Here is an 11,859-nt window from a genome sequence, read left to right as displayed (position 1 = left end):
CCTGTGGGGAACGATGCTGGATGGCGCGTCCTGAACGCAAGCCGGATTCCTTGATCTTTTATCGCAAATAGTGCTGGGAATTCAGGAGACTGTGTCGATTGTGACCCAGTAGCGCGTTCGCAGCAGAATTCTGACGGGTAGAACGCTTGGTAGTGTAGCGAGGATACGGTCAGTGTCTTCCAGTGGGAACACACCGGAGAAACGCAGGTCGGCAACGGCCGGATTGCAGCGTATCAAGCCTGGCCGGTAGCGGGACAGTTCGGTAGCAAAATCGCCCAGCCGCATCTGGTCGGCAATGATTTGTCCTTTGGTCCAGGCGGTATCGCTGTCTCGCAGGCTGTTGATGGTGAGGCTGTTGCGGGTGAAGATTGCGCTCTGTCCTGCCGATAGTCGATGCGAAGGCGCCTGCTCGAGTGTGATTTCAACGGCGCTTTCGAGGACGGCGACCGTGCTGCTCCCATCCGGCTGCTGTCGCACCGCAAAACGTGTGCCCAATGCACGGATACGGCCTTCTTTTGTTTCAACCACGAAAGGGCGCGCATCGGAGATGGCGTGACCCGTGGTGATCAGCACCTCACCTGCCACCAGGCGAACCAGCCTTTGCTGGTGGCTGAAATGCACATTGATGGCGCTGGCGGTATTGAGAGTGATGACAGTGCCATCGTCCAGCGTGATCGTGCGTTGCGTGCCGGTATCGCTGTGGTAATCAGCGACCATTTGCTGCCAAGCCGGTGTACGGCGGGCCAGCAGGCCAGAGGCGCCTGCTGCCCCCGCCCACAGCAGCATGACGATAGCTTTGCGTCGATCCGGGGAGTGCAGGCCTTCCCGCCTGGTGTAAGGCGAAAGTGTCTTGTAAGCAGCATGCGGCTCCATGATTTTTAGCCGGCCGATAATGGTCTCGATATGCTGCCAGGCGCGTTCGTGGTCTGCATGTTCCATCCGCCATTGCTGCCAGCGCTGGCGATCATCTTCGCTGGCCTCGCCTGACATGAGCAGGGTCAGCCACTCTGCCGCCTGATTTGCCACCGCTTCGCTGACAGCAATGCCTCCGGCGAAGGCTTGCACATGCCCGGCGGATGATGCGATGGAGGCATCAGGCATTGCCTTGTTGCGTGTACTTTGCTGCATCAGGCCAGCGCAAACAGGCAATGCCGGTTGGCACGCGTAAGGTATTGCTTGACTGAGCTGATGGACACCTTCAGCCGCGTTGCGATCTCCAGGTAACTCAGCTCTTCAAAGTGCGCAAGCAAAAAGGCTTCTTTCACCCGCGGTGGCAAGCCGTTAAGCGCCTGGTCGAGCTGACGCAAAGCCTCTAATGCCAGGTATTGTGCCTCGGGCGATGGCATCAGCGCTTCTGGCAAAGTGGCCAGCATGTCAAGGTAGGCATTTTCGAGCAGCTGACGGCGATAGCGGTTGGCGATCAAGCGGCGCGCAATAGTGGCGAGAAATGGCCTTGGCTCCTGAATCTGGCTGGCAGAGCTTGCGGTGAGGATACTGACGAACGTATCCTGCGCAAGATCTGCAGCGGCGAACGAATCTCCCAGCTTGCGCCTGAGCCAGCCATACAGCCAACCATGGTGGTCGCTGTACAGGCTTTCAACCGTAGGGGAAATTGAATTGTCAGGCATGCTCACAAGAGGGCGTCATGCTGCGCGGCGGGGACCTGCAGCATGAAGGTTCCAGTCATAGGGTTTATATGAGAATAGTTATCATTATCTCATGTGCTTAACATCTCACGCAATACCGGATATGGCATGTGGGCCCGGCATGTTGTTATGGTGGGAGGCCTTCGCATAATTCGCCTATGTGCGGCAAGAACAAATATCTGAGGTTTGCGAGGAGGATAAACATCCAGAGAATCAAGACTCTATACCTGGATAGTCATGTCTGGCTGCATCGGTCCTCCATGAATAATGGCCAGAAATTTCTGGCCTGGGTGGCGGATTTTAGGGATTGGTCGGTATGATTTGCGACCATGGGCGATGGCAATATGTGCTGCGTCATGGCGCTCGTGCCTTAATTAATCGAAACTTATGCCGACATAATGCATGTTGAGCCTGAAATCGTGCCGCATCCGCCTGTGCATTTGGCGAATGACAGGATTGGCAATATAAAATGGAAAACACAGGCTGATCGACGTTTGGCGGATAACAATACCCTGCTAAGCTTAGGGGAATGGCTTAATATGTGGCATGCATCACAGGCGATAGACGCTGTTTTTTAATCGGGGGGTTTAAAAGTGCTAGTAATCGTAGGGTATGTTGTGGTCCTGGCGGCCGTGTTCGGGGGATACGCGCTGGCAGGGGGGCATTTGGGGGCCTTGTGGCAACCCCTTGAAGTATTGATGATTTTTGGTGGTGCCATCGGCGCGTTTATTGTCGGTAATAACGGCAAGGCGTTGAAAGCAACGCTGGGCGCGCTGCCAACACTATTCAAAGGTTCCAAATTCACCAAAGCGCTGTACATGGATTTGCTGGCCTTGCTGTTCGAAATTCTCAGCAAGATTCGCAAAGACGGCATGATGTCGATTGAAAACGACGTTGAAAATCCCGAAAGCAGCCCGCTCTTCAGCAAATATCCTGCCTTGCAGGCAGATCACCACCTCATGGAATTCATCACCGATTATCTGCGTTTGATGATTTCCGGCAACATGGATGCCTTCCAGGTGGAAAATCTCATGGATAACGAAATCGAAACCCACCACCAGGAAGGGCATGTGCCGGTGCACTGTATCGCCCGCCTGGGCGATGGCCTGCCAGCTTTTGGTATTGTGGCCGCGGTGATGGGCGTGGTGCACACCATGGAAAACGTGGCCTTGCCGCCTGCCGAACTGGGCATTCTGATTGCCCACGCGCTGGTGGGTACCTTCCTCGGTATTCTGCTTGCCTATGGCTTCGTGGGCCCGCTATCCAGCCTGCTGGAACAAAAGCTGGATGAATCCACCAAGATGTACCAGACCGTGAAGGCCACCCTGCTGGCCAGCCTCAACGGCTACGCCCCGGCGATTGCTGTCGAGTTTGGCCGCAAGGTACTGTACTCCACTGAGCGCCCTGGCTTCACCGAGCTCGAAGAGCACGTCAAGCAAGCCAAGTCCAAATAAGCCCATAGCGTAAGCGGAGTCTGTCGTGGCAGAAGATACCAAGCCGATAATTGTTAAACGCATTAAAAAGGTGGCCGGTGGTCACCATGGCGGGGCATGGAAGATTGCCTACGCCGACTTCGTCACCGCCATGATGGCGTTCTTCCTGCTGATGTGGCTGTTGGGGTCTACCTCCAAGGCCACGCTGGAGGGAATTTCCGAGTATTTCAAAATGCCGCTCAAGGTTGCGCTGCAAGGCGGGCCCTCGGTTGCAGCCAGCGATTCGGTGCTAAAAGGCGGCGGCAAGGACCTCACCAAAAAGCAGGCGCAGGTAAAACCTGTCGATGGCCCTAAAGGAAAGCAAAAAGAGGTCGATATAAAAGATGCGAAGACTGCTCTGGAGAAGGCGGAACAGGAAAAACTGGCTGAACTGAAACTCAAGATTGAAGAAGCGATTGATGCCAGCGCCACCTTGAGCAAGTTCAAAAAGCAATTGCTGATTGATATTACGTCGGAAGGCTTGCGCATCCAGATCGTGGATGAGCAGAACCGGCCGATGTTTGCTTCTTCCAAAGCCGAGCTGCAGCCTTACGCCAAGCAGATTTTGCATGAGATAGGCAGCATGCTGAACGATGTGCCAAACAAGATCAGCTTGTCGGGACATACCGATGCTGTGCCTTACCCCACCGGGGATAAAGGTTACAGCAACTGGGAGCTTTCTTCTGACCGGGCCAATGCCTCGCGCCGCGAGCTGGTGGCGGGCGGAATGGATGAATCAAAGTTGTTGCGTGTGGTGGGGCTGTCATCGGCTTCCTTGTTTGACAAGGAAAACCCGTTGAACCCGGTAAATCGCCGGATCAGCATCATCATCATGAACAAAAAGGCCGAGGAAGACGCGGTCAAGGATGAAGGCGCGACGGTCAATGTGCCGTCGGATAACGCCGCCAGTGAAGTCCAGAAAGCGACTGAAGTGCAGAAAGCGGCGACTGGCCAATGAAGACATAGATAACGACCGTACTGGTACTGAATACGGCGAATAAAAAAGAAGGATGATGGGAATATGCAGTCGGAGACAATACCAGTAGAAGAGCTGAGACAGTTGTTGGCGGGCGTGTCCGACCATGGGACACAGCACCTGCTTGAGGTCGAGGCCGATCTGATGCAAACCACCTACCTGCTGAGTGAGGCGATAGAGAAACTCGGCGCCTGTTTCATGTCCGTCCACGAGGCCGTCACGGCCCAGCAGCAGGAGCTTGATCTCCTGCTGCAACAAACCAAACTCCCAGACCAGCAGCAGCAAAAGCTGCTCCAGTATCGCGAGCAGATCGCCAAAGAAGTCAATACAGCCGTTACCGGGCTGCAATTCCAGGATTTAACCAGTCAGCTTATCGCCAGAACCATCAAGCGCGTCAACGGGCTCAAGGAGCTATTGAGCGCGCTCGCCACGCACGGCGACAGCATGGACAGCGAGCAGGAGCACCAGGAAATCGCCCGGCTCCTGCAAGAAATGAATCGCAGCCTGAATAGCCGCAGTGTTGAGCTGTCAGGCGGTTTGCGCAAGGCCGTAGACCAGCACCATATGGGAAGTGGAGAGATTGAGTTGTTCTGAGGATTGAGATCAGCAGACTCATGGTATAGAGCAGTTCATGTGTAGAAATTTAATCAACAAGCGAGTATGAAAATGGCAAAAACAATTTTAGCGGTCGATGATTCGGGGTCTTTACGTCAGATGGTGGCGTTCAGTCTGACGGCGGCTGGCTATCAGGTCGTGCAAGCTGTGGATGGCCAGGATGGCTTGAACAAGGCGCGCGACCAGGTAGTGGACCTGGTGCTGACGGATCAGAACATGCCCAATATGGATGGCCTGACGCTGATCAAATCCCTGCGTGGCATGAGTAGCTATCAGAAGGTGCCTATCCTGATGCTGACCACCGAATCCAGCGACGAGATGAAGGCCAAAGGCCGCGCTGCCGGTGCCAATGGCTGGCTGGTCAAGCCGTTTGATCCCAAGCGCTTGATTGATGTTGTACAAAAAGTAATCGGTTAATACCTCTTTTTTCGACCTAATGAATACGCCCGCCGCATGATGCAATGCAGGCAAGCAAAAATGGAGTCAGCAAATGTCGATTGATATGAGTCAGTTTTATCAGGCTTTCTTTGATGAAGCCGAGGAATTGCTCGCCGAGGCGGAGCATCTGTTGCTCGCCCTCGATCTGGACAATCCCGACTCGGAAGACCTGAATGCCATTTTCCGTGCTGCCCATTCCATCAAGGGCGGCGCCGCCACCTTCGGCATGACCGACATGGCAGAAATCACACACGTTCTGGAAAACCTGCTGGACAAGATCCGCAAGAACGAGATGGCGTTGACCGGTGAGCATGTGGACACCTTTCTCGAAGCCAAGGATGTGTTGAATTCGCAGCTGGAGGGCCACCGTTCCGGTGCCGATGTGGATCGCGATGTGCAGGAGGAAGTCAAACGCAAGCTGAAAGCCTTGTCCGAAGGCAAGCCGGTATCGGCCGCCGCGGAAATGGCGGCAGCGGCTGCCCCGGCTGCGGCATCTGCTCCGGCGGCTCCCAAGCCCGCCGCTGCCGCTCCGGCTGCACCCGCAGACAAGATGCGTCATTACAATATCGACGTCAAAGCCTTGAGCGAAAAAGACACCGCCAACCTTGAAGGCGAGCTGGGCCTGCTCGGTGAAGTCAGCAGCAAGCGCCTTGATAACGGGCATGTGGCTTTCTCGCTGAAAACCGAAGACAGTGAAGATGACATCATCTCCATCTGCGCGTTTATTGTTGAACCCGAAGATATCAAGATCACCCTGCAGTCTGGCGCTGCTGCGCCATCGGCTGCGGCGGCTGCTCCTGCCGATGGCAAGCACCGCTTCAACATTGAAGTGCCCGAGCTCAGCGACAAGGATGCAGAAAACCTGAAATCCGAGCTGGCATTGCTGGGTGACGTCAGTATCAGCAAGGCGGGTGGTAAAACCATCTTTGCCCTGACCACCGAAGATAGCAAAGACAGTATCGAATCCATCTGTTCGTTTGTGGTGGACCTCGACACGCTGGTGATCAAGGATGCCCCAGCCGCGGCTGCGCCAGCCCCTGCTGAAGCACCTGGGGCAGATGTCGCCGTTGCGGCAAGTGGCTTTATTGAAGGCGACGGCTTCGGCTTTTTTGAGCCGATCACGCCACCACCGCCAGCACCCGTCGTCGAGGCAGAAGCTCCCAAGCCAGTTGAAGCTGCACCCGCCCCGGTCGCCGAGAAAAAACCCGCCGCCGCCAAAAAAGAAGTCGAAAAAGCGGCCGCTGTTGAAACCACCTCGATTCGGGTGGGCGTAGAAAAGGTCGACCAGCTGATTAACCTGGTGGGCGAACTGGTGATTACCCAGGCCATGCTGGAAGAACGTATCAGCAAGCTGGATCCGGTTACCCATGAAGACCTGCTGAACAGCCTGGGCCAGCTCACCCGCAACACGCGTGATCTGCAAGAGTCGGTGATGTCTATCCGCATGATGCCGATGGACTATGTGTTCTCGCGCTTCCCCCGCATGGTGCGCGATCTGGCCACCCGTCTGGGCAAGAAGGTGGAGTTTGTTACCAGTGGTGCCGCTACCGAGCTCGACAAGGGCCTGATCGAACGCATTGTGGATCCTTTGACCCACCTGGTGCGCAACAGCATTGACCATGGCATTGAAGTGCCGGATGTCCGTCATAAATCCGGCAAGAATGAAACCGGCCGCTTGTCCCTGTCCGCGTCCAATCGCGGCGGCAACATCGTGATTGAAGTAACGGACGACGGCGCCGGCCTCAACCGTGAACGCATTCTGAGCAAGGCCAAGCAGAGCGGCCTGCCCGTGAGCGATACCATGCCCGATAGCGATGTCTGGCAGCTGATTTTTGCCCCGGGCTTTTCCACGGCCGAGCAGGTGACCGATGTATCCGGTCGCGGCGTTGGCATGGATGTGGTGAAGCGTAATGTGAGCGCCATGGGCGGCGTGATTGATATCCGCTCGGCGCTGGGCTACGGCACCACCATGTCGATCTCCTTGCCGCTGACGCTGGCGATTCTGGATGGCATGTCGGTTTCGCTGGGCGACAACATGTACGTGGTGCCACTCAATCTCATCGTGGAAACCATGCAGCCGCAAGCGACGGACATCAAGACCGTCACCGGTGCCGGTTTCATGGTGCATGTGCGCGGCGAATACCTGCCGATTATTCCGCTGTATTCCCTGTTTAATCAGCCTACCCAGATCACCAACCCGGTGGATGGTGTGCTGGTGATCATCGAAGCCGAAGGCAAAAAAGCCGCCCTGTTTGTCGATGGCCTGGTTGGCCAGCAACAGGTGGTGATCAAGAGTCTGGAAACCAATTACCGCAAAGTGCCCGGTATTTCCGGTGCCACCATCATGGGCGACGGCTCGGTCGCGCTCATCCTGGATGTGCCCACCATTATCAAGATGGGCCAGAACAATAATTCTGAAGGAGTGTATCAATGAGCAGCATCACGGAAAGTGGTAACAACACCAACGATGGCGTTACCAATGCCAAGGAATTTCTGACCTTTGTACTGGGCAACGAAGAGTACGGCCTGGAAATTCTCAAGGTGCAGGAAATCCGTGGTTACGACGCCGTGACCAAGATTGCCAATACGCCTGACTTCATCAAGGGCGTGGTCAATCTGCGCGGCCGTATCGTGCCGATTGTGGATCTGCGCATCAAATTCAATCTGGGCAAGGTGGAGTACAACGAATTCACCGTGGTCATCATCCTCAACCTCAATGGCCGCATTGTCGGCATGGTGGTGGATGGCGTATCCGACGTGATGAGTCTGCAACCCAACCAGATTCGTGCAGTGCCCGACATTGTGGCCAGCATTGATACCAAGTACATCGTGGGGCTGGCATCGGTGGAAGAGAAAATGTTCATCCTGGTGGACATTGAGCAGTTGATGAGCAGTACAGACATGGAGCTGATGGATAGCGTCGCCATGCATTAAGTGAAGCACCTGGCCGAGCATTGAGCCGGCACATAACTATAAATTTGAGGAGTATGCACATCATGAAAATGACTGTCGCAAATCGTATCAAGCTGTTGATTGCTGCTGCAGTAATCGGTCTGCTGATCGTGGTAGCCATCGGTCATGTTCAGACTGGGCGGGTATTCGACAAAGCCAACTATGGCAACGAAAACACCACGCCAAGTGTCGCAAGTCTGGGCCTGATACAAGAGTATTTCCAGCGTTATCGCATCGTGGTTCTGCGCCACATTCTGGATACCGAGCCTGCGGAAATGGTCAAGGATGACCAGCGACTGCTGGAACTCAAAGGCAAGCTCGACGATGAATTGAAAACCTATGGCGATAATTACATCAGCAATGATGAAGACCGCCAGATGTATGACAAAACCAAGGCAGACTGGGATAAATATCAGCAGCTATTGCAGAATGTGCTGAGCCTTTCACGTGCAGGTGAGCGCGATCAGGCCGCCGCACTGCTGAAAGCGCAGGCCGATAATATTGCCAGGGATCTTACCACCCATATCGAAAACCACTTCAAGCTGAACATGACAATCGGTACTACCGCAGCGGATGATGCCTTGGCAACAAGCCATAGCGCCACCATCATTAATCTTGTGGTGGCTGCACTGGTGACTCTGGCCGTGATTGTGATTGGTATCTTCATGCTACGCGCCATCATGCGCCAATTGGGTCAGGAGCCAGCAGAGCTGGCTGAAATGAGCCGGAAATTCGCTGCGGGCGATCTGACCCAGAAAATCACGGTGGCCGAAGATGATAAATCTAGCGTGGTGTACTCCATGCGCCGGCTGCAGAAGACCCTGCAAGGCCTGACCGATTCCCTCAATTTTGTCAGTGCCGCCCATGAAAAAGGCGATATTGACGAGACCCTGAAGGCTGATCTGTTTGAAGGCTTGTTCCGTGATGTTGCCAATGGCGTCAATGGCATGGTCGGTGGCCATGTGAACATGATGCGCAAGACCATGGCTACGGTTGAAGGCTTTGGTGCGGGCAATTTTGATGCGCCGCTGGAGAAATTCCCGGGCAAGAAAGCCTTCATCAACGACACCATTGAAAAAGTACGCAGCAACATCAAGAGCTTTATTGCCGACATGAACCACATGTCGCAAGAGCATGATGCCGGTGATATTGATGTCCGCATGGACGTGAGCAAATACCAGGGTGCCTATGCCGAGATGGCCAATGGCGTGAATACCATGGTGGGCGGTCATATTGATGTGAAGAAGAAATCCATGGCCGTGGTGCGTGCATTTGGTGAAGGTGATTTGACCGCGACCATCGAGCAATTGCCAGGCAAGAAGGCTTTCATCAACGAGGCGATAGAAAAAACCCGTGGCCAGCTGAAGGCTGCTGGCGAGGCTGCCCGTTTTGCCGAACTGATCAAGACCAGCCTGGACAATGCCGCTGTCAGTGTCATGGTAGCCGACCCTGATGGCATCATCATCTACATGAACAAGTTTACCGAAGACCTGATGAAGCGCTCCGAAGCCAATCTGCGCACACAACTGCCCAACTTCTCGGCGAACAATATCATTGGTCAGAACTTCGACGTTTATCACAAGAATCCCAGCCATCAGCGCAATATGCTGGCCAGCCTGCACAGCCCTTATGCCACGGAAATCACCGTCGGCGAGCAGATATTCAAGCTCAATGCAGCGCCTATCTTCAGTAGTAGCGGAGAACGTATGGGCACCGCCGTGCAGTGGATAGATCGCACGACCGAGGCACATGCCGAGCACGAAATCGGCGAGATCGTGAAAGCTGCTGCGGATGGTGACTTCAGCAAGCGTGCGCGCAGTGATGGGCGTGAAGGCTTCTTCAAGCTGGTGGCTGAAGGCCTCAACCAGACCCTGGATACCATCATCGCGCCGATCAGCACGGTAAAAGAAGCCGCAGATGCGATCAACACCGCCGCGAAGGAAATTGCGCAGGGCAACTCCGACCTGAGCCGCCGTACGGAAGACCAGGCATCGTCGCTGGAAAAAACCGCTGCCAGCATGGAGCAGTTGGCTTCCACCGTGAAGCAGAACGCCGACAACGCCAAGCAAGCCAACCAGCTCGCTTCTGCGGCATCCGGTGTGGCTGTAAAGGGTGGCGAAGTGGTCGCCGATGTGGTGTCTACCATGAGCGCCATCAACGACAGCGCCCGCAAGATCGAAGACATCATCTCGGTGATTGACGGCATTGCCTTCCAGACCAACATCCTGGCGCTGAACGCTGCGGTAGAAGCCGCCCGTGCCGGTGAGCAAGGCCGTGGCTTTGCCGTGGTCGCCGGCGAAGTGCGCAACCTGGCGCAACGCTCTGCGGCAGCTGCCAAGGAAATCAAGGAACTGATCAACGACTCGGTCAGCAAGACCACCGAAGGCACCACCCTGGTGGAAAACGCCGGCAAGACCATGGAAGAAGTGGTGCAATCGGTCAAACGCGTATCGGACATCATTGGCGAAATTGCCGCCGCCTCGCAAGAGCAGAGCGCTGGTATTGCCCAGGTGAACGACGCCGTGATCAAGATGGACGACGTGACGCAGCAGAACACCGCGCTGGTGGAAGAAGCTGCTGCGGCAGCCGAATCGCTGGTTGAGCAGGCTACTGCGCTGACCGATGCTGTGGCAGACTTCAAGCTGCGTGAGGGCGATGTCCGCGTACCTGCCGCCGCCAAGATGCTGTCCCGGCCAGAAGTACGAAGCAACCCGGCTCCGCGTCCAGCGCCTGCCAGAGCGGCTGCTGCGCCAGTGCTGAAGGTCGCATCCAAGGCAAGCGTGAATGAGGATGAGTGGGAAGAGTTTTAATGCAAACATCCTGATTTGCATCTCAATGAAGTAAAAAAAGCCCCGGATTTCCGGGGCTTTTTTTGCATAGGAGTTCAGCCTATGCAATCTGTAATCAAGTGTAAATACTGTAAAAAATCATGAATATATGCATTTTGTGGCTGTTTTTTGAATTAAAGCCCTAAAGTTTTTCAATGCATTGATTTGATTGAATATTTTTGTCTTATTCCATTTATTCCCGTCAATATCGGGAAACTTTATTGTTAATGATGTGTAATTTTCCTAAAGAAATCCAAGAGTTAGGTCGTAGCAGGTTCAGATGGTGATGATCGAGAAGTGAGCGCCTCACCAGTCTGCAGTACCTATATATCCCTACATGGAGAATGACAAATGACAAAGATGATCGTAGCAATCGTTTCCCTGGTAGCTGCAATGGCAGCATTCAATGTGCAAGCTGAAGAAGTGTGCAAGGTAAGCGTAATGGGCCGTATCTGCACCAATGACAACAGTGCTGAGACCGCCGCCCACATGAAGGGCAACGCTGTTGCCGAAGCGGAAGCCAAGAAGCTTGCTGCTACCACTAAGGATGGCAAGACCGTTCTGGTAGATGCCAAGGACGTGCAGTCCAAGTAATCCAGCACGCCGGGTAGCCCGTGCCCGAGAGCCAAGTCTCATCTCCGCGACCACCGCTCTCGCACTGATAGCTCCCAAAGATGTACTAACCGCTTCTTATTGAAGCGGTTTTTTTTTGCCAGTACCTGGAGCATATTGCCCAGACAGGACAGTGGCCACATGGCCTGCATGGCATAAATAAGCTGTAAATACGCGCTTGTTCATGCGATGACCGGATACTGCAAGCCGCTATAGTCTGGCAATGGGGTAAAACCCTGCACAGGACAGGCGCGATGCACTGAAAAAAATGCGTTAAAGATTCAAGTTCTGCGGAATTTACACGTAAGAGATGTAGAAGC

The 11,859-nt window shown here is 54.5% G+C and carries 10 protein-coding genes; 8 read left to right on the top strand and 2 right to left on the bottom strand.

All coding sequences use genetic code 11. The features are described from left to right. Positions 1 to 81: 81 nt before the first annotated feature. Together ACWWD9_RS10135 and ACWWD9_RS10130 are read right to left on the bottom strand one after the other, a co-directional pair. Positions 82 to 1,128: a FecR domain-containing protein gene (locus ACWWD9_RS10135; RefSeq protein ID WP_455866953.1), complete on the bottom strand. Its 1,047-nt coding sequence runs from the start codon at positions 1,126 to 1,128 to the stop codon at positions 82 to 84. Further along, positions 1,128 to 1,628 (bottom strand): sigma-70 family RNA polymerase sigma factor, encoded by a 501-nt coding sequence (locus ACWWD9_RS10130; protein WP_159356033.1) that lies wholly within the window; start codon positions 1,626 to 1,628, stop codon positions 1,128 to 1,130. Before ACWWD9_RS10130 ends, ACWWD9_RS10135 begins: the two co-directional genes overlap by 1 nt. Before the next feature lie 611 nt (positions 1,629 to 2,239). Here ACWWD9_RS10130 and motA point away from each other — a divergent pair. From motA to ACWWD9_RS10090, 8 genes are all read left to right on the top strand, one after another. Beyond that, positions 2,240 to 3,100, top strand: coding sequence for a flagellar motor stator protein MotA (gene motA, locus ACWWD9_RS10125; RefSeq protein ID WP_455866952.1), 861 nt, complete (start codon positions 2,240 to 2,242; stop codon positions 3,098 to 3,100). A gap of 25 nt (positions 3,101 to 3,125) precedes the next feature. Continuing rightward, positions 3,126 to 4,076 carry a flagellar motor protein MotB gene (gene motB, locus ACWWD9_RS10120; RefSeq protein WP_013441643.1) on the top strand — a complete coding sequence of 317 codons (951 nt, stop codon included), beginning with the start codon at positions 3,126 to 3,128 and terminating at the stop codon, positions 4,074 to 4,076. A 63-nt stretch (positions 4,077 to 4,139) separates the two neighbouring features. Then, positions 4,140 to 4,688 carry a hypothetical protein gene (locus ACWWD9_RS10115; RefSeq protein WP_013441644.1) on the top strand — a complete coding sequence of 183 codons (549 nt, stop codon included), beginning with the start codon at positions 4,140 to 4,142 and terminating at the stop codon, positions 4,686 to 4,688. 72 nt (positions 4,689 to 4,760) lie between these two features. Then, a complete protein-coding gene (locus tag ACWWD9_RS10110; RefSeq protein WP_015829621.1) occupies positions 4,761 to 5,126 on the top strand; it encodes a response regulator in 366 nt (121 codons plus the stop codon). Positions 5,127 to 5,199: 73 nt separating this feature from the next. Beyond that, positions 5,200 to 7,581 carry a chemotaxis protein CheW gene (locus tag ACWWD9_RS10105; RefSeq protein WP_455866951.1) on the top strand — a complete coding sequence of 794 codons (2,382 nt, stop codon included), beginning with the start codon at positions 5,200 to 5,202 and terminating at the stop codon, positions 7,579 to 7,581. Beyond that, entirely contained in the window at positions 7,578 to 8,081 is a 504-nt protein-coding gene (locus ACWWD9_RS10100; RefSeq protein ID WP_015829623.1) for a chemotaxis protein CheW, read from the top strand. The genes ACWWD9_RS10105 and ACWWD9_RS10100 overlap by 4 nt, the downstream gene beginning before the upstream one ends. Positions 8,082 to 8,143: 62 nt before the next feature. Further along, a complete protein-coding gene (locus ACWWD9_RS10095) occupies positions 8,144 to 10,909 on the top strand; it encodes a methyl-accepting chemotaxis protein (RefSeq protein ID WP_455866950.1) in 2,766 nt (921 codons plus the stop codon). 369 nt (positions 10,910 to 11,278) lie between these two features. Next, positions 11,279 to 11,521 (top strand): hypothetical protein, encoded by a 243-nt coding sequence (locus tag ACWWD9_RS10090; protein WP_015829625.1) that lies wholly within the window; start codon positions 11,279 to 11,281, stop codon positions 11,519 to 11,521. Positions 11,522 to 11,859: the final 338 nt, after the last annotated feature.

It is taken from the genome of Methylovorus sp. SPW-M1 (assembly GCF_053848825.1).
This window is presented reverse-complemented; position numbering and strand designations above follow the sequence as displayed.

Coding starts and splice junctions, on each gene's coding strand:
- ACWWD9_RS10095 (WP_455866950.1), top strand. CDS start 8,144: ATGAAAATGACTGTCGCAAATCGTATCAAGCTGTTGATTGCTGCTGCA.
- ACWWD9_RS10110 (WP_015829621.1), top strand. CDS start 4,761: ATGGCAAAAACAATTTTAGCGGTCGATGATTCGGGGTCTTTACGTCAG.
- ACWWD9_RS10135 (WP_455866953.1), bottom strand. CDS start 1,128: ATGCAGCAAAGTACACGCAACAAGGCAATGCCTGATGCCTCCATCGCA.
- ACWWD9_RS10115 (WP_013441644.1), top strand. CDS start 4,140: ATGCAGTCGGAGACAATACCAGTAGAAGAGCTGAGACAGTTGTTGGCG.
- ACWWD9_RS10090 (WP_015829625.1), top strand. CDS start 11,279: ATGACAAAGATGATCGTAGCAATCGTTTCCCTGGTAGCTGCAATGGCA.
- ACWWD9_RS10105 (WP_455866951.1), top strand. CDS start 5,200: ATGTCGATTGATATGAGTCAGTTTTATCAGGCTTTCTTTGATGAAGCC.
- ACWWD9_RS10100 (WP_015829623.1), top strand. CDS start 7,578: ATGAGCAGCATCACGGAAAGTGGTAACAACACCAACGATGGCGTTACC.
- ACWWD9_RS10130 (WP_159356033.1), bottom strand. CDS start 1,628: ATGCCTGACAATTCAATTTCCCCTACGGTTGAAAGCCTGTACAGCGAC.